Origin of the sequence: uncultured Nostoc sp., assembly GCF_964245445.1 — a bacterium.
Taxonomy (GTDB): domain Bacteria; phylum Cyanobacteriota; class Cyanobacteriia; order Cyanobacteriales; family Nostocaceae; genus Nostoc.
The window spans coordinates 41448-65844 of sequence record NZ_CAXTNE010000001.1 but is presented as its reverse complement, the minus strand read 5'-3'; the positions used below and the strand labels follow the sequence as shown (position 1 = coordinate 65844).

At 41.8% G+C, this 24397-nt stretch carries 23 protein-coding genes and 1 pseudogene; 11 read left to right on the top strand and 13 right to left on the bottom strand.

Features of this window, described 5'->3' with window-relative positions; genetic code table 11:
• Positions 1–103: 103 nt before the first annotated feature.
• A pseudogene (locus ACFE90_RS00310) lies at positions 104–538 on the bottom strand (YidH family protein); the annotation flags it as partial.
• 334 nt (positions 539–872) lie between these two features.
• On the opposite strand from ACFE90_RS00310, the gene msrA reads away from it, so the two are divergent.
• On the top strand, positions 873–1541 hold the full coding sequence (gene msrA / locus ACFE90_RS00305) for a peptide-methionine (S)-S-oxide reductase MsrA (RefSeq protein WP_375496677.1): 669 nt from the start codon (positions 873–875) through the stop codon (positions 1539–1541).
• Positions 1542–1782: 241 nt separating this feature from the next.
• Here msrA and ACFE90_RS00300 read toward each other — a convergent pair whose 3' ends face one another.
• The 6 genes from ACFE90_RS00300 to ACFE90_RS00275 form a co-directional block, all read right to left on the bottom strand.
• Complete coding sequence (locus ACFE90_RS00300; RefSeq protein WP_375496675.1) at positions 1783–2292, bottom strand: type I restriction endonuclease; 510 nt, start codon at positions 2290–2292, stop codon at positions 1783–1785.
• Positions 2293–2472: 180 nt separating this feature from the next.
• Entirely contained in the window at positions 2473–3666 is a 1194-nt protein-coding gene (locus ACFE90_RS00295) for a serine/threonine protein kinase (protein WP_375496673.1), read from the bottom strand.
• A gap of 296 nt (positions 3667–3962) precedes the next feature.
• A complete protein-coding gene (gene rfbB / locus ACFE90_RS00290; protein WP_375496671.1) occupies positions 3963–5024 on the bottom strand; it encodes a dTDP-glucose 4,6-dehydratase in 1062 nt (353 codons plus the stop codon).
• A gap of 52 nt (positions 5025–5076) precedes the next feature.
• Complete coding sequence (locus tag ACFE90_RS00285) at positions 5077–6072, bottom strand: glycosyltransferase (RefSeq protein ID WP_375496669.1); 996 nt, start codon at positions 6070–6072, stop codon at positions 5077–5079.
• Between the two features lie 152 nt (positions 6073–6224).
• A complete protein-coding gene (locus ACFE90_RS00280; RefSeq protein ID WP_375496667.1) occupies positions 6225–6926 on the bottom strand; it encodes a DUF6391 domain-containing protein in 702 nt (233 codons plus the stop codon).
• Positions 6927–7455: 529 nt separating this feature from the next.
• A complete protein-coding gene (locus ACFE90_RS00275; RefSeq protein WP_069073632.1) occupies positions 7456–7719 on the bottom strand; it encodes a helix-turn-helix transcriptional regulator in 264 nt (87 codons plus the stop codon).
• A 364-nt stretch (positions 7720–8083) separates the two neighbouring features.
• On the opposite strand from ACFE90_RS00275, the gene ACFE90_RS00270 reads away from it, so the two are divergent.
• Complete coding sequence (locus ACFE90_RS00270; RefSeq protein WP_375496665.1) at positions 8084–9061, top strand: carbohydrate kinase; 978 nt, start codon at positions 8084–8086, stop codon at positions 9059–9061.
• On the opposite strand, the gene ACFE90_RS00265 is transcribed toward ACFE90_RS00270, so the two are convergent.
• Together ACFE90_RS00265 and ACFE90_RS00260 are read right to left on the bottom strand one after the other, a co-directional pair.
• On the bottom strand, positions 9058–9387 hold the full coding sequence (locus ACFE90_RS00265; protein ID WP_375496731.1) for an HIRAN domain-containing protein: 330 nt from the start codon (positions 9385–9387) through the stop codon (positions 9058–9060). The two genes, ACFE90_RS00270 and ACFE90_RS00265, sit on opposite strands and share 4 nt — an antisense overlap.
• 523 nt (positions 9388–9910) lie before the next feature.
• On the bottom strand, positions 9911–10588 hold the full coding sequence (locus tag ACFE90_RS00260; RefSeq protein ID WP_375496663.1) for a polysaccharide deacetylase family protein: 678 nt from the start codon (positions 10586–10588) through the stop codon (positions 9911–9913).
• A 338-nt stretch (positions 10589–10926) separates the two neighbouring features.
• Between ACFE90_RS00260 and ACFE90_RS00255 the strand changes: the two genes are divergently transcribed.
• From ACFE90_RS00255 to ACFE90_RS00245, 3 genes are all read left to right on the top strand, one after another.
• Positions 10927–11940 carry an RnfABCDGE type electron transport complex subunit D gene (locus tag ACFE90_RS00255; protein ID WP_375496729.1) on the top strand — a complete coding sequence of 338 codons (1014 nt, stop codon included), beginning with the start codon at positions 10927–10929 and terminating at the stop codon, positions 11938–11940.
• Between the two features lie 28 nt (positions 11941–11968).
• Positions 11969–13354 (top strand): DUF2330 domain-containing protein, encoded by a 1386-nt coding sequence (locus ACFE90_RS00250; protein WP_375496661.1) that lies wholly within the window; start codon positions 11969–11971, stop codon positions 13352–13354.
• 185 nt (positions 13355–13539) lie between these two features.
• Entirely contained in the window at positions 13540–14190 is a 651-nt protein-coding gene (locus tag ACFE90_RS00245; RefSeq protein WP_375496659.1) for a sigma-70 family RNA polymerase sigma factor, read from the top strand.
• A 115-nt stretch (positions 14191–14305) separates the two neighbouring features.
• On the opposite strand, the gene ACFE90_RS00240 is transcribed toward ACFE90_RS00245, so the two are convergent.
• A complete protein-coding gene (locus ACFE90_RS00240) occupies positions 14306–15244 on the bottom strand; it encodes an alpha/beta fold hydrolase (protein WP_375496727.1) in 939 nt (312 codons plus the stop codon).
• Between the two features lie 107 nt (positions 15245–15351).
• Here ACFE90_RS00240 and ACFE90_RS00235 point away from each other — a divergent pair, with 107 nt between their 5' ends.
• Positions 15352–16236: a shikimate dehydrogenase gene (locus tag ACFE90_RS00235; RefSeq protein ID WP_375496657.1), complete on the top strand. Its 885-nt coding sequence runs from the start codon at positions 15352–15354 to the stop codon at positions 16234–16236.
• Positions 16237–16367: 131 nt separating this feature from the next.
• Positions 16368–17570: an alpha/beta hydrolase gene (locus tag ACFE90_RS00230; protein WP_375496655.1), complete on the top strand. Its 1203-nt coding sequence runs from the start codon at positions 16368–16370 to the stop codon at positions 17568–17570.
• 259 nt (positions 17571–17829) lie between these two features.
• Here the strand turns inward: ACFE90_RS00230 and ACFE90_RS00225 are convergent, their stop codons facing one another.
• Entirely contained in the window at positions 17830–18441 is a 612-nt protein-coding gene (locus tag ACFE90_RS00225; RefSeq protein ID WP_375496653.1) for a hypothetical protein, read from the bottom strand.
• A gap of 134 nt (positions 18442–18575) precedes the next feature.
• Here ACFE90_RS00225 and ACFE90_RS00220 point away from each other — a divergent pair, with 134 nt between their 5' ends.
• Positions 18576–19007, top strand: coding sequence for a biotin carboxylase (locus tag ACFE90_RS00220; RefSeq protein WP_375496651.1), 432 nt, complete (start codon positions 18576–18578; stop codon positions 19005–19007).
• 193 nt (positions 19008–19200) lie between these two features.
• Entirely contained in the window at positions 19201–19284 is an 84-nt protein-coding gene (locus tag ACFE90_RS00215; protein WP_375496725.1) for a hypothetical protein, read from the top strand.
• A 66-nt stretch (positions 19285–19350) separates the two neighbouring features.
• Here the strand turns inward: ACFE90_RS00215 and ACFE90_RS00210 are convergent, their stop codons facing one another.
• Together ACFE90_RS00210 and ACFE90_RS00205 are read right to left on the bottom strand one after the other, a co-directional pair.
• On the bottom strand, positions 19351–19779 hold the full coding sequence (locus ACFE90_RS00210) for a hypothetical protein (protein ID WP_375496649.1): 429 nt from the start codon (positions 19777–19779) through the stop codon (positions 19351–19353).
• Between the two features lie 39 nt (positions 19780–19818).
• A complete protein-coding gene (locus ACFE90_RS00205) occupies positions 19819–21627 on the bottom strand; it encodes an ABC transporter ATP-binding protein (protein WP_375496647.1) in 1809 nt (602 codons plus the stop codon).
• A gap of 309 nt (positions 21628–21936) precedes the next feature.
• Between ACFE90_RS00205 and ACFE90_RS00200 the strand changes: the two genes are divergently transcribed.
• Both ACFE90_RS00200 and rbsK read left to right on the top strand, forming a co-directional pair.
• Positions 21937–23253 carry an Nramp family divalent metal transporter gene (locus ACFE90_RS00200; protein ID WP_375496645.1) on the top strand — a complete coding sequence of 439 codons (1317 nt, stop codon included), beginning with the start codon at positions 21937–21939 and terminating at the stop codon, positions 23251–23253.
• Between the two features lie 88 nt (positions 23254–23341).
• Positions 23342–24259, top strand: coding sequence for a ribokinase (gene rbsK / locus ACFE90_RS00195; RefSeq protein WP_375496643.1), 918 nt, complete (start codon positions 23342–23344; stop codon positions 24257–24259).
• Positions 24260–24397: the final 138 nt, after the last annotated feature.

Sequence of the window (24397 nt, the reverse complement as noted above, 5' to 3'; positions counted from 1 at the left end):
AGATTTCTAACTTCTTTAAAAAGTTGGGGATCTTATTGTAAAATATTTGTTTATACTGAGTAATAATTGTCATTTTTTTAACATTAAAGTTTGGGGTTGATCTTTGCAAATTTCGAGACTGTGGTTGAATTGGAACAGGAGAACGAGCAGGGACTTGATCGCGCCTTAAGAGCAAAGGAATACTGAAAAGTCCCAAAATGATTACTACTCCGGTCATTATCCAAACCATTAACCTATTTGGTTTATAATCTGCTCGTTCAATTTGCCAGAAAACTTGATTGTATCGCCACGCAGCTAACGCAACAGTCAAAATTCCAGAAATTACCAAAGCCAAACCCAAATTTTCCGAAGTGGATAATGGATTTACCGGAGGTTCTTGTTGAGTAATAGCAATATTCAACTGGCGCAGAAATATACCAAATCGCGTAATAGCAAAACCAAAGCTAATCAATGCAATAGAAGTGCGTAGCCAAGCAAGAAAAGTACGTTCGTTCGCTTGATGCTCCCTTTGACGATCAATTTTTGGTATTTTATCCATGAGTATCTTCTGACGCCAATTTACCTTTGAAAAGTATTCATAACACTGATAAATAGCATGAGCTAGCGCCACAAGATCAATACAGCCCAGTGAGGACTCTGAGAAAACCTCAAGCGATGCCAGAATCTTTACCTTAAACAGCAAAAAGGCTTACACTTACCGCTTGATCGGAAGTGTTGAGATGGATTGTGCGTGATACCATAGTCTTAGGGACGTAAAAAATCCATGAAAACTGAGGCAATCCCCAATAAATTGGAAAGCCGATCCTGTACCGAACAGTGTAGGTAGTTCACAATAGTAAATAAGGTAAAGATATATATCAGAGTCAAAATCAATGGCACTATTCGGATTTGGCAAAAAGGCAGTTATGCCCACACTTGAGGAAGCTTTGCCAGGAAGGGCACAATCTATCTCAGTACCTGCGGCTCATTATGTCAACAAGAATCCCTTACAACCCCCTTATTCCGATGGATTAGAGAAGGCAATTTTTGGCTTGGGCTGTTTTTGGGGTGCAGAACGCAAATTCTGGCAACTTAAAGGAGTTTACACCACCGCAGTGGGTTACGCTGCTGGATTCACACCCAACCCCACTTATGAAGAGGTATGTAGTGGGCGAACAGGTCACAATGAAGTGGTGTTAGTTGTGTTTGATCCCAAAGTAATTAGTTATGCCGAACTGCTCAAAGTCTTTTGGGAAAGCCACAATCCAACCCAAGGGATGCGCCAAGGTAATGATGCTGGCACTCAATACCGTTCGGGAATTTATGTATATTCCGAAAATCAAAAGCAGCTAGCAGAAGCATCGCGGGAAGCTTATCAGGAAGCCCTCAACGGTGCAGGTTATGGCAAGATTACTACAGAAATCTTGGATGCGCCGGAATTCTACTACGCCGAAGCTTACCATCAGCAATACCTGGCTAAAAATCCTAACGGGTATTGTGGTTTAGGAGGGACAAACGTATCTTGTCCCGTGGGTGTAGTTGAATCGCAAGTTAGTAGTTAGACATGAGTTCGACGAACCTCTCCCTGTCTTGAACTAAAGTTCAAGTCTGTCCCTCTCCGAGTCGGAGAGGGATATGTTTTGTCTATTTAAGAATATTTGTAGGTTGGGTTGAGGTTCAGCTAAACAATTTAATAATAAATCACTTGGCGATGACAGTTTCGTAAAGTGTATTAGCGATCGCATCAAGTACAGAAAGTATTGGGATGGTGCATCAGCCAAAGGCATAACGCACCTTATAAGATTACGAATTACGAATTAAATAAGCTATGCGTTTTAACACTTTGACAACAGTATGTAGGTCATCCCCACGATTTAGTGACAGTGTGTAAGATAATGCATATCTCGGTGTACCCTGTTTTGTCAACTTAATAAATTGAAATTCCCGACCATTGATTACAAAACCATAGGTAGGTTTATCATTACCAGCATTAGCCAACATATAAGCTAATGCTTGAGGAATTCCTACCTCCAAAGAATAATCTGCTCGTTTTGCCTCAATAACCAAAACCCAAAATGGAGGATGGAACACCAAGATGTCAATACGTCCTCTGATAATCGTGCCTTCGTCTTCAGAAGAGATTTTTACCTCTTGTTCTGAGGCAATGTAGAAAGGCGGTTGATAAAAACCTGCTTGACGCAATTGTGGAGATAGCACCACCATTTTGACTAGAGGTTCCAAAACAGGATATTTCGATAGATGCAAATATTCTGCCTTGACTTCGTTGAGAGATTCCTTTTCTAAGTCACTCAACTCAAGTAAATCATCCCGCCATTCTGAAAAAAATCTTCGTTGTCTGCAAGTTGTAGGCCAAATTCATCAATCAGTTGGGCTAGGGTGATATCTTTTCCTTGAAGAATTTAAACCATTTGTTGAACCCTTATACTTATCTGGCTAAAAAATCTTCGCTTGATATTTACCCAAAAGGCTTACCTACAGTGCAGATTTGAGTAGAGCGATCGCTCGAACCCACATCATAATACTAATCGGCCCTCCAATTAGAATACCAGCGATCGCCCAGCCTCTTTGATGCGCTTTGAATTGTTCAATACTGTTCCACCGTCTACTTTTCCAAGCCCATTCATTGCCTTTTGCACCGAATGCGATCGCTAGAAACAATGAAAATTTTGGTATAAAACAGAACACGCCACACCAGACTTGATTCGGCCACATCCACAACCAAGGCATGAGAAATGCGCCCCAGTTCCAACCGAGAATTTCCTCTGGGACTGTTTCATTGTGATTATTTATCCCACATCCAGAATTGTTGATTATTTCTTTTAACGGCAAAAGCTGATTTTTGTTTGCGGATTTGATAGCCAAACGAGATTTGAGAACATTCAGCGCTTCGCGGGAATTAGTAAATCGTTGTTCTGGAGCAGGTTCTATCAACTTTTGTAGCCAACTGACAAAACTGGGACTCAAGTTAACTCGGTCTACAAATTGCAGTCGCAAATCCTGCTGGGGTAAATCAGAGGGGGAAGTTCCTGTTAACAAATGAATCAGAGTCGCACCCAGTGCATAGAGGTCTGAAGCCGCAACTGCTCGACCACCAAATTGTTCCATTGGGGCATAACCATAAGTACCGACAACGGTAAAAGTAACGCCCTCTCTTGCCGCTTTATCCTGAACTGCACCAAAATCAACTAAATAAATCCGATTATCTTCGCCCCAGATTAAATTACTTGGTTTAATATCTCTATGCAATACCCCTGGATTCAACTCATGTAGATAGATGAGAATATTTAAAACCTCAACAGCAATTTTTCTAGCTCGCTTTTCACTAAACCTTTCGCCAATAGCAAGTTTTTCCTTGAGCGACTCACCAGGAATATATTCTTGTATTAAGCCAAACCAGAGTGTGCGATCGTCGATACAAAAATAATCTATATATCGAGGGATACGAGGATGATTTAGCTGTTTAAGAATTTGTGCTTCCCTCTCAAAAAGCTTCAAGTCATCCCACTGGACAGTACCGCCAAAGGCCAAAAGTTTGACTACAACGGTCGAATTTTCGCCATCAGAGGCTTGTAAATCCTTCGCTAGCCAAGTTTGACGAATTCCATTGTTGCCGAGTTGGCGCTGAATTTGATAACGGTCTTGTAATATCTGTTCTGCTTGCAGCATCTGACACCTGCTGGCAATTTACTCTGATTCCCTTATATTCAAGGATAGTCATTATTTAGAGAAATTGTGGGAGCCAGATAATTTTTTGAAAAGAGAGTACCTAAGCCGTGAAAAAATTTGAACACTTCATGAATTTGAAGAAGAGTACTTCCGCAAACACCCGGAAGAAATCGACGATTATTTGACCGAGATATTTCAGGAATATGCAGAAGACAACGATTACGGTACGTTGTTGGCATCCTTGCGAGTCGTTGCTTTTGTACGGGAAATTAACCAGATAGCTATTTTAGGTGATTCTACAGATAATTTTTGCGATAGTAAGCTTGATATTCCGCAGACAGCAGAGGTTCCCACCAATCACGATGATTGAGATACCATTCAACTGTTAAACGTAAACCCTCAGCAATTGTTACTGAAGGTGTCCAACCAAGCTGAGTTTTAATCTTGTTCGCATTAATTGCATATCTCCGATCATGTCCGGGTCTATCCTTGACAAAAGTAATCAACTGCTTTGCCGGACGCACTGGTAAATCAGGTGCTAATTCATCCATTATCTGACACAAAAGCTGCACCAGATTGAGATTTTCCACCTCATTATTGCCACCAATATTGTATGTTTCCCCTGGTTGACCGTGATTGATTACCACATCTAAAGCACCACAATGATCGCCCACATAAAGCCAATCGCGCACATTTTTACCATCACCATAAACAGGTAATGGCTTACCTATCAAAGTGTTGATACACATCAGGGGAATTAGCTTTTCAGGAAACTGATAAGGCCCGTAATTATTAGAGCAATTTGTGATAATTGTCGGGAGGTTGTAAGTATGGTAATAAGCACGCACTAAGTGATCGCTACCGGCTTTCGAGGCTGAATAGGGACTATTGGGAGCGTAAGGCGTAGTTTCACAAAAAGCTGCATCATCTGGGCCCAAACTACCGTAAACTTCATCAGTAGAAACGTGTAGAAAACGGTAATCAGATGGCTGTGCTTTTGCTTCCCAATGTTTCCGAAAAGCTTCTAGCAGCGTGAAAGTTCCTACCACATTAGTTTGAACAAAAGCAGCCGGCCCAAGAATTGAACGATCAACATGAGATTCAGCAGCAAAATGGGCGATGGTATCTATATTTTCGGTTGATAATAACTCGTCTATGATCGTGCGATCGCAAATATCCCCCTCTACAAACCAAAAATTCTCTCTTCCCTCAACCAGCGCCAAATTCAGACGATTTCCCGCGTAGGTAAGCGCATCCAACACCACCACTCGGTCATCTGGATAAACCTGACACCAATGATGCACAAAATTCGCCCCAATAAACCCCGCACCTCCAGTAACTAATAACCGCCGACTCATTCCATTTCCTCTCTTCTCTGTGTGATCTGTGCGCCTCTGCGGTTCTTTTCTATTACTTAAAATATTTCTTCTTCAGCTTCCCATATATTTTCTGAGCAAGTAATTTTGCCACACGTATTCTCGTTAAACTTTTAATATTGGATGGCTGCTGTATCTTATGGTCAAAAAACTCATTTAACTCATCCAGAATAACTTGGAAACGCTTAATAATATTTTCAGTTCGATATTCAGCTAAAAATTCCTCAGATAAACTAAAAGCTACTGAAGAATCAATCACCTTCAGAATACGTTGGACATCATATTCTTGTGAATATCCAGCAATTTTATAGCAATTAAATCCAGGGTCTAAGTAATCAGCCAGTCCACCGTTGACACTAGAAAATACTTGACAACCACAGGCAAGAGCTTCCATTGGTTGTAGACCAAATCCTTCGCTGACACGCTGTTGCGCCCAGTACTCAGCCGAATCATATAGGTAAACCTTAGCTCGGTTGAATAGTCCAGGTAAATCCTCTATATATGAATCAACAACCAATACTTTACAACGTTTTTGTAACGCTGGAATCAATTCTTTAATTAAATACTCAGAAGACTTCCGAGCTTGAACTAAAACATCAATATCCCGTTCCAGCCCTAAATTTTGAAATTCATCAGAAATTTGATTGGGCAAATAATAAATGAGAGAATTATGTGATTTTTCTCCCCAATATCCCATTGTATAGCGGCTAACAGTGATGATTGGAATACTTGGGGGTAGCCTAAATGGATAACCTGCACTATGTGCATGGTAAACAACATTGTATTGCTTAAGTTTAACCACGAGTTGAGCTACATCAAATCCCCAACTGATGATAAAAATTACATCACTTAAATTTTTCTCTTTTAGCAAATCATCAATAAAAAGCTTACCTTTTTCTCGTTGGCGGTAAGTTACGACATCAGCATTACAGAACTGCTGAACCAAATTAAGGGCTTTTAACTCAGCCCAAAGACCACCACAGGCAAATTTGCCATCTGTACCAGGGAGTAAGAAGTAAAGTTTTCTCATAATTTTTTTAGGGGAGTACCGCAAGGCGGAAGTCAAAAGTCAAAAGGCTTTAATTTTGGGCTTTATGGCTGTAATAAAACGGTAGGTTTATCTGTACTAGATGGAGAAAACTATGGAAAAAAATTTTTTTGTCTCCCTCACCCCCCTCATCTCTACTCTTGCCAGCCCACTTTAACAAAATGTGCATGACGCCCCCAAACGTCGTGTGTACGGATAATATTGTCAATTGTTAGGTTAAAAGGAATAGCTGTTGTTAGGTAACGCTGTGCCATAAAACCTAAATCAGGTGCAAGTTCGGCGGCTGTCGTTGCTGCTAACCCCAAACCGATAATTTGCTCGATTGGTCGAAATGGTAGTAATAGATGCACACCGACAGCTAGTCCAGCTGTTAAAAGCATTGCTACTGATAAATTTGTCCCGCAACGGGGATGTACAGCTAAATCCCATTCTCCATTGGTGAGGCGATGTCGAGCAAGTATGACCGCACGCCGCAAATCACTAATATTCACCTCACCATAGAGATAGAATCCCTGCTCAGTAGACAAACCGCCTAATAATTCGTTATCTAATTGAACGTTAGTAGGTTCCCCTTTGGCAGGATAGGCATTTTTTGATTCGCTAAGAACCCAAACAGTAGCATGTTCTAAAGCGTGAACCTGCCGTATCATCAGAATTTCTTTCAAACCTGGAATAAACGATAGCTGTCTGAGTAAGTCGGCATCTTGTGTGGGTTGCGGAAACTCTGAAAATCGGTCTTCAAGACTCAGAATTTTCTCAGATACAGGTGTCGTAAAATTAAAGTTCAAAAATTTAAAGGGAGACAAGCTACCCTCAAAAGAAGCGGAAGTATTCATTGGAACACTGCTCCCAAAGCCGATGGGGCAACATAGATTTCTTTCAAATGTAACGCTTGCACCACTGAATTGTTGCTAATTTTTGTGGATGATTTTTGAGTTTGGGCATTGGGCATGGGGAAAGAGGATAAGGGGCAGTTCTTGCAGGGAGAAAAGGGGAAAAAAAACCTGCATTAAGCCTTTCACTTCCCCCTTACACCCTACGCCTTGCTTCCTACTCAGCACTCTTGAGGGGCATTGGTCATTGAGCATTGGTCATAATTCTTCTTCCCCTGTCCCCTGCTCCCTCATCTCCCCCCATTTCTACATCTGTTCTGCTTAATAAGAAATTCTGATCTTTTATAGTTTCCGAGTCCGAGGGTCAGCTGGCTCCACTAACATAAACTCCGGCTGAGTGAAGGACTCGGAACTTTTGGTAGAGTGTTCACACTGAAAACTTAGGCGTGAAGAGGGAAATAATCAGTAAACCTCAAGATTGGTTTGCCATTATACCAGACCAGAACAATTACGTTGCTACTTAATAAATCGTTTATTCGATCTGGTTAGGCAGAGTACAGCAATTGACATCATTCAAACAGACCTTGCCCCACTGTAAAGCCCAGCGGACAAGAGCTACTCGATTTTCTGTCTCGGTCTTGGTAAGAATATTACTGATATGGTTATCAACTGTACGCTTGCTAATCTCCAGTTTTCCTGCAATCTCTTGGTTAGTTAAGCCAGCGGCTACTAAGTCGATAATTTGCAGTTCTCTGTCTGACAGACTAACGGGGGTCTCAGACTTGCCACCAGCCATGACTATTTCTATCCTCCCTTGGTATATGTACTTAATCACTCTTTCTAATTCTAGAAGATTCTTTTGTTGGGAGGGGTTTCAAGTTTTAGCAGTAATCCGATTGTCAATATTTTCTTTGGATTTAAAATTGGCAAAAATATAAACCATGCCATTACTTAAGTGCTTTATTACACTATTAAAATTATAGACAATTAGTATTAATACTTGTAATGTTTAAGCGATATTCATAAGCATATAGATGTTATAGAGTAGTAAAAATTGCCATTTAATTCTATGAAGGGCTGGCGACAGATTAGCGAAAATTGTTGTAGATTTTATACTGTAAATTACTAATCCAAAATCGAGATCTAAAATCTAAAATAAAATGAGCAATCCCCGTGTTTTGTGTCTCGGTGAAGTTTTGTTTGATTGTTTAGCCGATCAATTGGGGCTAAAGTTGGAAGAAGTAAAATCGTGGACTCCGTATCCAGGAGGAGCACCAGCTAACGTAGCCTGTGCTTTAGTCAAGCTGGGGACGCCAGCAGGATTTATCGGAGCCGTTGGTGAAGATGAACCAGGGAATGCACTGGTCAAGTTATTACAAGATGTAGGTGTAGAGACAACGGGGGTACAACGCCATCCTACAGCACCAACGCGGCAAGTTTATGTTACACGGGATCTAGGAGGCGATCGCACCTTCGCCGGATTTGGTAAGTATGATACCGCAGAATTTGCCGATACTCGCCTGCAAGCTAAACAATTGCCAAATTCGCTGTTTGAAGAAGCAGATTTTCTGGTTTTGGGTACTTTGGAATTAGCCTATCCTGAAAGTGAAGTGGCAATTCACCGCGCCCTAGAGTTAGCAGAATATTACGACCTGAAAATTGTGCTGGATGTGAACTGGCGTCCCGTATTTTGGGACGAGCCAAACATAGCTCATCAAAAAATTCCAGAATTATTTAAGCGAGTCGATTTTTTGAAACTCTCCAAAGAAGAAGCTGAATGGCTATTTGAAACCGCAGATCCTGGAGCCATTACTTACCGTCTAGCTTCAATTGAAGGGGTGCTAGTAACAGATGGAGAAAACGGTTGCAGCTACTGTCTGGGTGAGAACGAAGGCAAATTACCTGCGTTTTCCATCCCCGTAATTGATACAACTGGCGCAGGGGATAGCTTTTTAGCAGGATTCATCCACCAGTTGAGCCAGCATGGCATCCACAGCTTGCGGGATGCTGAAACCGCAAAACGCATCGTCACTTATGCCAGTGCTGTTGGGGCACTGACTACCATTAAACCAGGTGCGATCGCTTCTCAACCAACAGATGCTGAAGTCGAAGCTTTTCTAGCCTCACATCAACTCTAGGAACTAGCATAAGCCATTGGGATATCAGTCACCAAAGGCTGATACTCCCGACCAGAAAATGGACGAAAATCCTCATGCCATTCTGCGGTCATATTGCACAATAAACGTAGTTGAAGTGTTGTGGGTACTTGGTTCACGCGCTCAACTTTTACTTTTAGAAGTTCTGAATTTTTGTTCTTAAGTTTAAAAACATCATCCACAATATACCGAGGACAATAACCTACGATGTAATGATTCTCAGTGCATAAGAGCAATGCACGCGGGTCATGAGGATTTTGAAATTCGTTAGCTAAATATAAAAGTTCACCTGTTTGTAATTGATTAATCCGTTCAGTCGCACAAGCAGGCTTGTCTTTAAAAGCATTTCCTCTAGTTTATTGATAATTTAGGCAGTTAACTCAGTCTCCTCTTTCTCGACCTTAGTAATACCAAAGCCTGTAGTCCTCACAGAATTTGGTATTTCTATTGGACTCATATTTGATTTTTGAGAAAAACTCAGTACGCCTTTATTCCTTCTTCCAAGTATTGAGTCCCCAGTTTCTACGAGTAATTCAGAAATCAAATCGGATTGCTATATAATCGTTATGATATTTTCCACAAATATTTCAGGCGGCTCAGAAACATCTACAGACATAGCATTAGCTGGCTCCTCAAGAGTAGAAAACTGGCTATTGAGAAGTTTTTTGGTCATAAACTGAATTGTGGCGCTCTTGCAGCCGCTTTTGAATGACTTCAAAAGAGCCTTTGAGGTAAACTAGCTTGATGCAATCGCTATCCAATAATTAAAATTGGCGATCGCTAGCTTTGAGTATTAAACACGCCAGCATCACATTTTTATCGGCTAGTACTTTAGTTAGCCTTAGCTTGCTGCCATAGAGTATCAACAGTCACAAACTCATAGCCTTGTTGTAGCAGTTGCGGAATGAGGATTTGAATTGTGGCAGCAACATCTTGTCCACCGCAAGCACCATCATGTAAAACAATCAGCGAACCATTTTTTACCTGCTGCATAATTCGCTCTACCACAGTGGTTACACCTGGTCGTACCCAGTCTTCTGGTACAACACTCCACATAACTGGGCGGTAATTCCACTGAAAGAACAATTTTAAAGTAGCAGGTGTAAATAAACCATTGGGGGGGCGGACATCTCGCACTTGTTCAGGTTGCAGGTTGCAGGCATTGTAAATGGCAGTTTGGGTTTTTTCTAAACTGTCCTTTAGGTCATTTGGAGAAAGCATGGCAAAAGAGCGATGATCGTAGCCATGCAATCCAATCCAGTGTCCGCGATCGCTAACGGCTTTGGCAATGGCTGGTGAACGGTTGACGCAAACACCCAACCAAAAAAAACTCGCTGTAATCTTGTAACGGTCTAATACTGCCAACACTTCTGGTGTGTATTGAGGATGAGGCCCATCATCAAAAGTTAGGGCGATCGCTTTAGTATGGGGATTTCCAGCCCAAAGGCAGTTAGGAAAACTCGGCTGGAGAATGCGGTAGAAAATTGGGAACAGGGGAGCTAGCTGCATAAAGTTTTTTCTTTTTTGCGTAATCTTGCATAAATACACTGATTAACACTGATTACTTAATGTTGATAACTGTTAAACGTGGGAACCATAGCTTAAATCGCTTATATCTAGGACTTACTGTACAAACAGAGAGTTCTAGTTATAAGCCCTCCTTATAGGTTAAAACATCAGAGCGATCGCTTTGGTATGGCAATCACCACCCTAATATCAGTTGAGAAAAGTCGGCTGGAGAATATCAATACTCTATTTTGTAAAAAATTTGTAAGAGCAATACTTTTTGACCTAGTACTCGTCTAAATTGAGCATATATCTAAGAATAAACACTGAATTCAATGTTAATTTTGTTCAAAGATATACGAGATTATCAAATTTCCTTTCTGGGCTTGTTCCTAGTCGTGGGAATCAGTACACGAGACTGGACGTTGCGACCGGAGTTAATTGGGGTATTAATCGCTACTTGCCTACTAACCCAATCAATATTGTCATTTGTCATTAGTCATTGGTCACTTGTACTGAGCGTACCCCTATGGGGAAGCAAGCTACGCGTAGCGTCTTTTAGAGTTGCCGAAGTATTGGCAAACAACAAAGGACAAATGACTAATAACAAAGGACAAATTACGAATCTTCGCAGTGCTTTAATTACCTCACTGGGACTGAGCTTACTGTTGCGGGCTGATCACTGGACGACAATGGTAATAGCTGCAGTAACTGCGATCGCTAGTAAATTTCTCTTTAAGTTTGGTGATAAGCATTTCTTCAACCCTGCTAATTTTGGCATCATTTCCGCCTTGGTTCTGACCTCCGATGCCTGGGTTTCGCCGGGACAATGGGGTGAAGAGTGGTGGTATGCGCTGTTATTTGCCGGAACTGGCGGCATGACTTTGCAGCGCATTGGTCGCTGGGACACCACAGCCGCTTTTTTGGGTAGCTATTCCTTGCTAGAAGCGATTCGCAATCTCTGGCTAGGTTGGACTTGGGATGTTTACTGGCATCGGTTAATGAGCGGCTCATTGTTGTTATTCGCCCTATTTATGATTACAGATCCGCGATCAATTCCCAATTCCCGAATTGGGCGGGTAGTTTGGGCAGCTTGCATCGCTGGATTAACTTTCATCTTGCGGAATTATTTCTTTATTCCCACCGCAGTCTTCTGGGCGCTGTTTATCCTTGCCCCGTTGAGCATTCTCATCGATATTCTTTGGTTAGCCCCAAGGTTTTCTTGGCAAAGGGAAGATAAGGGAGATGAGGGAGCAGGGGGAGAACTTTTACTTAGCACAGACGCGATTAATCGCGTCTCTACTTCCAACTCTTGTACAGACGCGATTAATCGCGTCTCTACTTCCAACTCCTAAATCAGCACTTAATATAGAGGTCTAAAAAATGAAGATTTTTCGATTTTTAACACCGTTACTGTTGACAATTGTCGCTGTATTTTGCTTTGCACCCGCAGCTTGGGCATTTTGTGGATTTTATGTCGCTAAAGCTGATACAAAGCTGTATAACAAAGCTTCTCAGGTGGTGATAGCACGGAATGGCGATCGCACCGTTCTAACAATGGCAAACGACTACCAAGGCGAAGTCAAAGATTTTGCGATCGTAGTACCAGTGCCAACGGTGTTGCAAAAAGACCAAGTTCGCGTTGCCCTACCCAATATTATCGAGCGCCTAGATGCTTTTAGTGCGCCGCGATTGGTGGAATATTTTGACCCAGATCCTTGTGCCCCACTACCAGTATTTTCTCTAAACCGATCTTTTACACAAACAGCAGCAGTAAATAATGCGGCATTTCAGATAAGCGATGGCGATTTGGGTGTAACGGTTGAAGCGAGTTTCAACGTGGACGAATACGACATCGTGATCCTCAGTGCGAAAGAATCTGGCGGACTAGAAACTTGGCTGACACAAAATGGCTACAAAATCCCTCAAGGGGCGAAACAGTTACTTCAGCCCTATATCCGTTCCTCAATGAAATTCTTTGTTGCCAAAGTCAACTTGGATAAATTCGAGGAATCTGGCTACCAACTCCTCCGTCCGCTACAAATTTCCTATCAATCACCCAAGTTCATGCTGCCAATTCGTTTAGGCATGATCAATGCTAAGACAGAGCAGGATTTAATTGTCTATATCCTCTCGCCACAAGGAGAGGCACAAATTACTAACTATCGGACGGTGAAAATCCCCTCCAACGTTAATATTCCCGTGTTTATCAAAAATGAATTTGGTGAATTCTACAAATCCTTGTTCCAAACCGCTTACACCAAAGAAGGCAAGAGAGTCGGCTTTTTGGAATACGCTTGGGATATGGGTAGTTGCGATCCTTGTGCTGCCGATCCCCTTACCCAAGAGGAACTCAAAGAAGCAGGCGTATTTTGGCTAAATGATAATTCTCTAAGTAAGTTAACTAAGGTTAAACCAATCCGCAAGTTTGCTCCTCCCCCTTTGAACAGTAACGTCTTCATCTCCCGTCTGCATGTCCGCTACACCCGCGACACGTTCCCTGAAGACTTGATTTTCCTACAAACTGCCAACCGTGAATTATTCCAAGGGCGTTATGTTTTGCAATATCCATTTGAAGGGGAACTTAAGTGTGAGGCCGGTAAAGAATACAAACGGTCTTTACCCAAGCGTTTTGAACAAGAAGCGCAGACTCTAGCTAAGTTAACCAACGGAAATATCCAAGATATTCGCAACAAAATGAAGCTGAGTGTCGGAAATCTCACATACTCCTGGTTGGAAAATGTCCAGTCCTGGTTTGGATTAGATTGAGGGGAGTGGGGAATGGTGATGAGGGAGATGAGGGAGATGAGGGGAGAAGAAAAATAACCATGCCCAATCCCCAATCCCCAATCCCTAATCCCCAATCCCCAATAACTAAAAATCTTGACGAAAATTCTTTAGACTGTTGTTATACGCAATACTAAGATATTCTTGCTTTCTTCGCCAAGATTCTCATGGTTCAATTCGATGAACAGCTACGCTACTTAGTTAGCGAAGCCTGTGAACACCCATCTGGAAGTCCTCAGCGTCAGAAGCTGCTCACGCAAATTATTCGCTTGAGTGCAAGTAGACTCTGGAGAGAAAGTACCCCTTATTATCAAGATGCACTACAACAAACTTGGTTGTATTTTTGCCGCAATGTTTGTGAAGGTTTGACAGGTCAAACCTATGACCCCACCTATGGCAGTGTCATCACCTGGCTAAATGCTTACCTAAAACGGAGACTACAAGACTTTTACATTAACCAGAACCGGGAACAAGCCATAACAGTCCCTCTTTGGGTTCGTCAGTCTACATCGGGTGGAACAAGTGAAACCATTGATCCTGTAGATAACCTCCCTGCTACCCCCCAACCACCTCCCATTCTGGAAGACTTGGAGATATGGGCTAAGACTGATTCTGAAGGAGAACTATGCAGTACTTACATTAAAGGCCGTCCAGATGTGAATTGTCAGGTATTAATTCTCAGACGCCTACCCCCAGAAGTTAGCTGGAAAGAATTATCTGAAGAATTTGGGCTGTCAATTCCGACATTAAGCAGTTTTTATCAGCGCCAGTGTTTACCACGTTTGCGTAAATTCGCCGAATTAGAGGGATTGTTATAAAAATACGTTGGTTTCAGACTTTTCTTAATTCTCCTGCGATGCCTACGGCGGTAAACTACGCAAATAGACTATGCTGTAAGGGCACAGCATTGCTGCACCCTTACGAAAGATGTGGTCACTTAGTAATAGACAAAACCCAATCGCCTAAAAGTTGGTTTACTTTATCGGGTATTTCATCATGGGGACAATGACCGGCTGTTAGGAAATGTTCTCTAAGTTCAGGATAATATTGACGAAACTTCTGAGAACGTTCTCTCGCATTCATCCAAGGGTCAGCTTCTCCCCACAACATCAATAATGGACAAGTTAATTGCTTTAGTAGCAGATCAACTTTTTCCCCTTGAGGAGTGCTAAAGACTGACACAAATACTTCCATTGCACCCGGATCGTAAGCAGGGCGAGCAATTTCTTCTACTAACTGATCTGTAATTGCACTTTTGTCAAGATAAACTTTTTCTAAAGTTTGGCGAATTACCCAACCTTGTCGCACGTATTGAAATAACAAAAACTGGGCTAAAGGTTGTTGAAAAATCCATTTAGTGCCGTCACCAAGAAGTTTCTGCAAAGTAACGGGTTGTTTGGAAGGCTGAACTTCTGATTGTAAAGCTTCCGGCTCAGATGTCGGTTGGCTTTCGCTAAAAGGCCCTGCACTATTGAGCAAAACTAAACCAGCCGCACTGTCGGGACGTTGTGCTGCAACACACAAGCAAGCATAGCCACCAAGGGAATTACCTGCTAATACTGCTTTTTGACCAATTACTTCACTGATAAAATCATGGAGTTGGTCGCGCCATAAGTCGGCACTATACTGCAATTGCGGTTTTGCCGATCGCCCGAATCCCAAAAGGTCGATCGCAAATACTTCAAAATCTTGACACAATCCTGTGATATTCTTGCGCCAGTGGTCTGTGGAAGCACCAAATCCATGTACCAAAAGCAAGGGCGGACGTTGCGCTTGCTTCTCTCCCGCACGCACATAGTAAACGTTGTGCCCGCGCCACTGCCAATATTTACCAGGAATTGGGGTTGTAGGGGGGGCTGTAGTTGCCTGCATCATTCAAAGAATTGTTAAGTAGCTTTTAATAATTGTAGGCTAGTCCAAGGAGTGGGGGAGCAGGGGAGGCTGTGGGGGAATCACTAATGACTAATAACTAATAACTAATGACTAAAGAAAGATTAATTACAGGCAAAACTAAGCTATTAGGAGTAATTGGATATCCGGTGGAACATTCGCTGTCGCCAGCGATGCATAATGCTGCGATCGCTAATTTGGGATTAGATTATGTTTATCTTCCCTTTCCTATAGCACCACAGAATTTAGAAATAGCGATCGCAGGTTTCGCAGCTATTGATGTTGTCGGTTTTAATGTGACAATACCTCATAAACAGGCAATTATGCCTCTGCTTTCAGAAATTACCCCTCTTGCTCAAGCTATAGGCGCAGTGAATACTGTTAGTCGCCAAAATAATCAATGGGTGGGGACAAACACAGATATAGAAGGATTTATCGCTCCTTTGCAGACGACGTATAAGCAAGATTGGAGTCAGAAGGTAGCAGTAATTTTAGGCAATGGTGGCGCAGCGAGAGCAGTTGTAGCAGGTTGTCACCAACTAGGTTTTGCAAAAATTCATGTTGTCGGGCGTAATGTGCAGAGATTACAGGAATTTGGCAATAGTTGGAACAATTCACCCATAAGTGAAAATTTACAAGTTCATCAATGGGAAGAATTACCAAAGTTAATTCACCAAGCTCATCTGCTGGTAAACACAACCCCCATAGGTATGTATCCCAAGGTTGATGAGTCGCCTTTGAGTGTAGAAGAAATAGCAAATTTACCAAAGGGTGCGATCGCTTACGATTTAATATATATTCCGAAACCGACGCAATTTCTAGAGCAGGCAGAAAAACAAGGCGCAATTGCGATCGATGGTTTAGAGATGCTAGTTCAACAAGGAGTAGCAGCATTAAAAATTTGGTTGCAGCAGGAAACTGTACCTATAGAAGTGATGCGCCAAACATTGCAAAAGCATTTAGGTTTAGGTTGATCAAACCCGGAGAACCCCACCTCGCCAAAGCTGTGCTTTGTCTCCCTTCCCGGAGAGCGGGGTAGGGTTCTTTAAGTTTAATAAGCAATCAAACGGACATGATATGAGTCGTTATTACCGCTATTTTATTTATGGTATCGAAACCCAAGATATTTTTATCATGGCTTGCATTATTACTCAGTTTTGCAAGCCTATTTCTTAGTTCTTGGATTATTCTTCCGGCTCCAAATATGTTTTTACTCACCCTAGCAGTAGGAGCGCCAGAAGTCAGTCCTTGGTTATTATTATTAAATTTGCTCTCTTTATCACTTGCTTTTTTCTACATCCGTCGCCGTAAATTACAGCGTTTAGCTTGTATTTTCAGCTTAATAGGATTGTTAATTTGTGCATGGGTGCTAGTGAATATCCCACCAACTCAAATGCAGATAGCGAAAGCGATGAAACAAGGGTTGGGAGCAAATTATCTAGAGCAAATTCCAGTCCAAGTAAGGGCAAAGATGCAAACCCATCCTTTTGATTTAGTTAATTCCTTCCGGGGTATTGCATTAGGTAAAACCCGTCATCAAAAAGATATTCTTTTTGCTTCTCCTGCGGGAGTGCCTTTAAAAATGGAAGTTTACCAACCCTCAGAGCTGGGTAAATATCCAGCAGTGGTAGTAATTTATGGTGGAGCTTGGCAATATGGCAACCCTCATGTAAACTTCGAGTTTAATCAATATATTGCTCATCAGGGATATACAGTATTTGCGATCGACTATCGACACGCACCTAAATATCAGTTTCCAGTTCAGTTAGATGATGTGCGTACAGCCCTAAATTTTATTCGCAAACACGCAGCAGAATATGAAGCCGATCCAGAACGTATGGTACTTTTAGGGCGTTCTGCGGGAGCGCACCTAGCAATGTTAGCGGCTTATCAACCAGATGCACCACCCATTCGTGGTGTAGTGAACTATTACGGGCCTGTTAATTTAACGGAGGGATACAAAACACCACCAAATCCCGATCCTATTAACACCCGCGCTGTTTTAAAAGCATTTCTCGGTGGTTCTTTAGAAGAATTGCCTAATCAGTATGAAATTGCTTCACCAATAAATTATCTGACGCACCCTTTACCACCAACTTTATTAATTTACGGCAGTCGTGACCATTTGGTAGAAGCGCGATTTGGCAGACAAATGTATGAACGTTTACATGATTCTGGTAATACTGCGGTTTTTCTAGAGATTCCTTGGGCAGAACACGCTTTTGATGCTGTTTTCAACGGTGTGAGCAATCAATTAGCGTTATATTATACCGAGAGGTTTTTGGCGTGGGCATTGTTTAAGCAGTAATTTTATTAACGTACAGCAGCAGTCAAAGCATAAAGACTCATTCACAAGTATCAAAGACTCATCAACGGAGTTCTGAGGTGGATGAACGAGTATCAAAGGTGGATGAATGAGTATCAAAGGTGGATGAATCCAGTTCAAAGGGAGATGAACGAGTATCAAAGGTGGATGAATCCAGTTCAAAGGTGGATGAATCCAGTTCAAAGACTGATTAATGTAGTTCAAAGACTCAATAAAATTTACTTAGCACTCAGCACTCCTACTATTTCTGCGGCCAGCGCCAGTTATAGCGATTCCATTCGTAGATTCCTTGAATTTCATACTCAGCGCCGTTGAAGAAGCGGACGACGCAGTTAGTAGAGGTATCATCACCGTTGCTAATTTCCTCGACCTTGATCACCATACAGGGAAACCATTCGCGCTTACAAGGCCCATCTTCTTGCACCCATTCCCATAGTGCATTGGAAACTTCAATGCGATCGCCTACTCTTAGCTTTAGTGCATCCTCAAAATAAGAATACTTATCAAAATGATATGACTCAACACGATTGAGCCACTGTAAACCATAGCGTTGCCGAATAAATTGTACTGTTCCAGAGTCATTTTGCTGTAGCCAGTCGTTGAGTAATTGCACTTTCCAAGTGCGGTTGCGTTGTTCTTCATCCTTGACAAATTGTAAAAATGCTTCTAACTCCTCTGGGGTAAGTTCGTCTAAGGGATTAGCAATAGCTGATGCTCTAGAGGTAGAATTTCCCTGAATTTGCTCGACGACTTGTAGTAATATCTTTTTCTGCGTGTCAGTGAGAGGACAGCTTGCTGCATCACAATCATTAAAGGCTGCGAGCATAGATGCTTCAATCTCATCTGGAGTCATAATTTAATAGCAATTGAGGGTTATTTCCCTAATTATTACAAAGGTTAAATTAAAGTCTTCAATCCCTTGTAGTGAAATTCAGGTAAGCTGAGGTTATAAGTTACATATTGTTAGATTAAGCCACGGAGTCTTTTATGCGCTTGCGCTCACTCACGGTCGTTTTTATTTCCTGTCTCATCACCTTTCTATCGTGGGTGAGCATTCCCCCTGCTGTAGCATTAACACAGATTAGATTATTTGATGTTTCCTATAAAGATTGTCCACCAGAACTAGCACAAGGGGCTGTTATCAGTAGTGGTAGCGCGGCTGCTAATTGTTTTCTTGTCATTGGTAAAGCAGAAAATGGTACTTATAAAACAGTTTACGACGCAGATATTTTTGGACGCATCTATGATGCCAACAATGACTCGGTAATGCAAAACCGCACTCGCTTAGGTTCTATTGCTGAGGTTCCACCAGGCATTAGCGATTTTGAATTGAGAATTTCTGTACCTGCGAATCAGCCTACTCCGTTGAAGCTGAAGCAGTTTAAAGCAGCCGGATTTAGCGGCCAAGTCCGTAAGTAATACCAATTTTGGATTCGAGATTTTAAAGCCAGTGCATTGGTACTAATATTAGCAAAGCGTAGGAGCAACCCATCACTTTCTAGGATACACAAGAAGTAATTAATTCCCTAATTGACAAAGGTGAATTAACACTCCTATGAACAAGATTATCTCAATGTTTTAGCCACTCTGCTTTAAAAATCCGAACAAAAACATCATTTTATACCTGAGATTCAACATTATCTGGCATTGTGCCGAAAATCTAACTTACCTAGATTTCCACAAAGCCATGAATTAAACAATAAGCGCAGAGTTATTTCTCTTGCTTTGCGTACCTCTGCGCTTCCCTTAGCGTCCCTCTGCGTTAAAAAACAATCTCCTCCCTCATCCTCTCTTCCAGTACATCCAATAACCCATCCACATCCTTCCCAACTTCTTCAAAACAAATCGGTGGCGCTGGTTCTGGTGCAAACTGAATTAACTTAATTTCCCCCTTCCCAATCCCAATCATCACAACTTCCACTTCCGGCTTGTGATTCTCGACAATTCCCAAAATTTCCTGAAGCCGATTATCAACTTGAATATTTAAATTCTCTATCTGCTCTTTCGGACAATAAACAAAATGCGGCGTTGGTTGCAAATCAATACCAACAGTACCCTGACTATCACCATTTGCTAACCACAATCCCCAAAACAGCGCCGCCAATTCCTGCTGATTTGCTTTGACAAATTTATCCAACTGGCGACGCCACTTAGTATCACCTGATTCTGGTTGACTATTACCAAAAAACATAAATAATTTGTAATGAAGACACAAAACTTTGCGCGAAAGTTATCTCAAACCTGACTGTACACGCCAGAGGCCGGAATAAATTCCATCTTTCTCCAGCAGTTGCTCATGGGTTCCCGACTCTACTAATTTCCCATGTTCCATGACATAAATGCAATCGGCATTGCGGATGGTGGAAAGACAATGAGCGATCGCAATTGTAGTTCTATCTACTGTAATCCGTTCGAGCGATCGCTGGATTGCCGCTTCTGTCTCATTATCCACTGCTGAGGTGGCTTCATCTAAAATCAGAATGGGCGGATTCTTCAAGACTGCACGGGCAATCGCAATCCGTTGTCTTTGTCCACCAGATAACTTTTGTCCTCTTTCCCCCACAATTGTCTCATAACCTTGGGGCAGATCAATAATAAATTCGTGCGCCTCGGCTATCTTCGCCGCCGTGATAATTTCTTGCTCTGTATTCTCAAAGCTACCATAAGCAATATTCTCTGCTACAGTGCCATGAAATAGAAAGACATCTTGACTCACTAAACCAATACAGCGCCGTAAATCTTGTAAATTCAAACTTTGCAAATCAATGCCATCGAGAGTAATGCTTCCCGTTTGCACTTCATATAACCGCAACAAAAGTTTGACTAAAGTGCTTTTACCAGAACCCGTTGAACCGACAATTGCAATGGTTTTCCCCGCCGGAATATCCAAAGAGAGATTTTTAATTACTGGAAATCTATCTTTATAGGCAAAATAAACATTTTTAAATTGCACTTCACCGCGCACTTCATCGACAGGTAACGATACATCACCTGTATGAATAGCGATGGGAGTATCCAACAAATTCATGACTCGATTAGTAGAAGCCATTGCTCGTTGATATTGGTCAAATGTTTCGCCTAATCTAGTTAAAGGCCACAGCAAACGCTGGATTAAAAATACTAATACGCTGTAAGTACCTACAGACATTGTTCCAGAAACTGCTGCCATCCCGCCATATAAAAGTAATGCTGTGAAACCCACCAAAATCAGCATCCGAATTAACGGGACAAAAGCAGCAGAAAGAGCAATTGCTTTAGAGTTACTACGCCGATAAGCTTCACTATCTAATTCCAGACGATAGGCTTCATAAGCTTCGGCGGTGAAACTTTTAATAGTAGTAATTCCGCTAATATTGTTTGACAAACGCGAATTCAGGAAACCTACTTTTTCGCGCACATCAGCATAACGAGGTGCAAGTAGTCGTTGATAAGTAAAGGAACCCCAGAGGATAAATGGCATCGGTGATAAAGCCATCCACGCTACACTTGGAGCCAAAATAAAGAAAGCAGCGCCAATAATTAGAACAGTGGCGGAAACTTGGATAATATCATTTGCTCCCCCATCCAAAAACCGCTCTAATTGGTTAATATCATCGCTGAGGATAGACATTAAACCGCCAGTGCTGCGCTCTTCAAAATAAGCCAATTCCAACTCTTGCAAATGTTTGTATGCATCCAAACGCAAGTCATGCTGAATATTCTGAGCCAAATTCCGCCAAAGTCGAGCGTAGGCGTACTCAAAAACAGATTCTAGTATCCAAATGATGACGGTGAGGAAGGAAATAATCAAAAATTGTTGAAAGACATCGCGTACCCCTAACTGGGCAATTATCGAATCCTGCTGCTTAACAACCACATCCACTGCGACGCCAATTAAGCCGGGTGGTGCTAAGTCGAAAAATTTATTGAGGGTAGAATAAGTAGTAGCTAGCCAAATTTGTTTACGATACTGGTGTCCATACTCAAGCAAGCGCTGGAGAGGATGTGTTGAATGTTTACGCCTTCTTGATACCCGATGAGATTTTAATACAGTAGCCACGGCTTTTTGCAGTTTATTTTAATATAGCGAGAATTACTTTCACTATTAGGAATTTGCAACAAATTAGAAGGAGTTACTCCAGCATTATCAGCGAATTTACTGTAATTTATTCGTGCGATCGCTCAATTGCCGCTTCTATTTTATTATCCACCCTCAAGGTCTTTACCAATACCTCAAGGTACTCTCCAAGTGGAGTAATTGAAATATACCTAACCCAAGTATATTGATCCTATTCGCCTAAAGGTTGATGTTTATTCTATATTTTATAGGATTATGAAAACAATATGAGGATATTTAACGGCAAAGTAAATGATTCCACCAGAAAACAAACCTAGCTTACCAGAGGTTCACCGTAGTATTAGAATCCCGAACAGCAGCAGCTTTTGGCGCAAGATGATGGCTTATACAGGGCCAGGATATCTGGTTTCAGTCGGATACATTGATCCTGGAAATTGGGCAACAGACATCGCTGGGGGGTCAAAGTTTGGGTACACTCTGTTAACAGTGATTCTGCTGTCGAACCTGATGGCGGTATTACTCCAATCATTATGTGTACGTTTGGGAGTTGCTACAGGACGAGATTTGGCGCAGGCTTGCCGAGACTATTTTAGCCGAAGGGTAAGCTTTTGTTTATGGGTACTGTGTGAAATTGCGATCGCAGCTTGTGACTTAGCAGAATTACTAGGAAGTGCGATCGCACTACAACTTTTATTTGGTATTCCCTTAGTGTGGGGTGTTTGCATCACAGCGTTAGATGTTCTGGTATTGTTATTCCTGCAAAATAAAGGCTTTCGCTATACAGAAGCCCTGGTAATAATGCTGGTAGCAACAGTAGGTATCTGTTTTACAGCAGAAATTCTGTTTTCCCGCCCTGATATGGGGGGAATTTTGTTGGGATATCTGCCCAAGAAAGAGATTTTACAGAATCCAGAAATGCTCTACATCGCTATCGGCATTTTAGGGGCAACAGTGATGCCTCACAATTTATATTTACACTCCTCAATTGTACAAACTCGTGATTGGCAACCTAATACTAAAAAAAGATGGGAAGCAATTAAGTTTGGTACAATAGATTCAAGTTTTGCTTTATCATTAGCACTATTTATCAACTCAGCAATTTTAATTGTGTCTGCTGCAACATTTCATTTTTCTGGTAATCAGAATGTGGCAGAAATTCAAGATGCTTATAAATTACTTTCACCATTGTTAGGAGTGAGTGCTGCTAGTGCTATTTTTGGCATCGCCTTACTTGCTTCTGGGCAAAGTTCAACGCTAACTGCAACTCTGGCAGGACAAATTGTTATGGAAGGCTTTTTGCAATTTCGCTTTCCGTCTTGGTTACGCCGTTTAATAACCCGTTTACTTGCCATTATTCCAGCGTTAATTACAATCATTATTTTTGGTGAAAATAGTACAAGCAAACTGATAGTTTTCAGCCAAGTTATCCTCAGCTTACAGTTACCCTTTGCAGTGATTCCATTGGTGATGTTTACGAGTAATCGCCGTTTGATGGGTGAGTTCGTGAATCCCTTGTGGTTAAAATATTTAGCGTGGTTAGTTGCTATTATTATTGTTGGCTTAAATGTTTGGTTGCTACTACAAGGTATCTTAGGATCTGGAGTTTAGACTAAGTAACGTAAAACAACCTAGCCCTGCTGAGTTTTGCGATCGCTTGCTGTAGTATTAGCCTAAATGACTTTAAAGATCAACAAAAATGAGCATTATCGTCTTCGGCAGCATAAATATAGACTTGGTAGCAACAGCACCCCGTTTGCCAGTCGCCGGAGAAACGTTGCTAGGAGAAGACTTTTTTAAAGTTTCTGGAGGTAAAGGAGCTAATCAAGCGGTAGCATTAGCAAAATTGGGAATTCCTACCCAAATGGTGGGGCGTGTAGGTGCAGACGATTTTGGTGTGGAACTTATTAACAATTTACAAGCATCTGGTGTGCAGATTGGCAATATTTTCGTGGATGAGACTGTTAGTTCTGGAGTCGCCATCATCGCCGTAAATCATGCTGGTGAAAATCAAATTATTGTAATTCCTGGTGCAAATGGGTGTGTCAATCAAGAAGATGTAGAACGATTGTCCGATTTATTACCAGAAGCGACAGCACTGCTTTTACAATTAGAAATTCCGATTGCTGCGGTGGTTGCAGCAGCCAAAGCAGCAAGAAAAACTAAAATAACGGTAATTCTTGACCCTGCACCTGCACAATCTGATTTGCCAGATGAACTTTACCCGTTAGTGGACATTATTACACCGAATGAAGTTGAAGCAGCGCAGTTAGTGGGTTTTGCTGTGGATGGAGAAGAACTTGCAGCCAAAGCAGCTGGAGTTTTATTACAACGGGGTGTGAAATGTGCGATCGTTAAACTGGGTGCTAAAGGTGTTTTTTGTGCAACTGCTGAGGAAAAGTTTTTTGTACCCGCTTTTCCAGTTCATGCAGTTGACACAGTAGCTGCTGGCGATGCTTTTAATGGCGGCTTGACGGCAGCACTTTTTGAAGGACTTTCTTTACATCAGGCAGTTGTTTGGGGTGCAGCAGCCGGTGCTTTAACGACGACAAAACCAGGCGCACAAACTTCGTTACCGGATAGGTTTACATTTGATGCGTTTCTTAAAGAAAGCTAAAAAGCCCTCATCTTACCTTGAGGGCTTGGCATTTTGGAAGCATCCACTTTTGGCATATTGACTTTTTTAGACCAACCATATATAACGGTTCTCGCTTGGGTGTAGTAGAGTTTTGACCTCACTTCATTCCTCTCTCTT

Bases quoted from the DNA above. Each gene is read 5' to 3' on its own strand.
- msrA (WP_375496677.1), top strand. From the start codon at position 873: ATGGCACTATTCGGATTTGGCAAAAAGGCAGTTATGCCCACACTTGAG.
- ACFE90_RS00295 (WP_375496673.1), bottom strand. From the start codon at position 3,666: ATGCTGCAAGCAGAACAGATATTACAAGACCGTTATCAAATTCAGCGC.
- rfbB (WP_375496671.1), bottom strand. From the start codon at position 5,024: ATGAGTCGGCGGTTATTAGTTACTGGAGGTGCGGGGTTTATTGGGGCG.
- ACFE90_RS00285 (WP_375496669.1), bottom strand. From the start codon at position 6,072: ATGAGAAAACTTTACTTCTTACTCCCTGGTACAGATGGCAAATTTGCC.
- ACFE90_RS00280 (WP_375496667.1), bottom strand. From the start codon at position 6,926: ATGAATACTTCCGCTTCTTTTGAGGGTAGCTTGTCTCCCTTTAAATTT.
- ACFE90_RS00275 (WP_069073632.1), bottom strand. From the start codon at position 7,719: ATGGCTGGTGGCAAGTCTGAGACCCCCGTTAGTCTGTCAGACAGAGAA.
- ACFE90_RS00270 (WP_375496665.1), top strand. From the start codon at position 8,084: ATGAGCAATCCCCGTGTTTTGTGTCTCGGTGAAGTTTTGTTTGATTGT.
- ACFE90_RS00260 (WP_375496663.1), bottom strand. From the start codon at position 10,588: ATGCAGCTAGCTCCCCTGTTCCCAATTTTCTACCGCATTCTCCAGCCG.
- ACFE90_RS00250 (WP_375496661.1), top strand. From the start codon at position 11,969: ATGAAGATTTTTCGATTTTTAACACCGTTACTGTTGACAATTGTCGCT.
- ACFE90_RS00245 (WP_375496659.1), top strand. From the start codon at position 13,540: ATGGTTCAATTCGATGAACAGCTACGCTACTTAGTTAGCGAAGCCTGT.
- ACFE90_RS00240 (WP_375496727.1), bottom strand. From the start codon at position 15,244: ATGCAGGCAACTACAGCCCCCCCTACAACCCCAATTCCTGGTAAATAT.
- ACFE90_RS00235 (WP_375496657.1), top strand. From the start codon at position 15,352: ATGACTAAAGAAAGATTAATTACAGGCAAAACTAAGCTATTAGGAGTA.
- ACFE90_RS00230 (WP_375496655.1), top strand. From the start codon at position 16,368: ATGGTATCGAAACCCAAGATATTTTTATCATGGCTTGCATTATTACTC.
- ACFE90_RS00225 (WP_375496653.1), bottom strand. From the start codon at position 18,441: ATGACTCCAGATGAGATTGAAGCATCTATGCTCGCAGCCTTTAATGAT.
- ACFE90_RS00220 (WP_375496651.1), top strand. From the start codon at position 18,576: ATGCGCTTGCGCTCACTCACGGTCGTTTTTATTTCCTGTCTCATCACC.
- ACFE90_RS00210 (WP_375496649.1), bottom strand. From the start codon at position 19,779: ATGTTTTTTGGTAATAGTCAACCAGAATCAGGTGATACTAAGTGGCGT.
- ACFE90_RS00200 (WP_375496645.1), top strand. From the start codon at position 21,937: ATGATTCCACCAGAAAACAAACCTAGCTTACCAGAGGTTCACCGTAGT.
- rbsK (WP_375496643.1), top strand. From the start codon at position 23,342: ATGAGCATTATCGTCTTCGGCAGCATAAATATAGACTTGGTAGCAACA.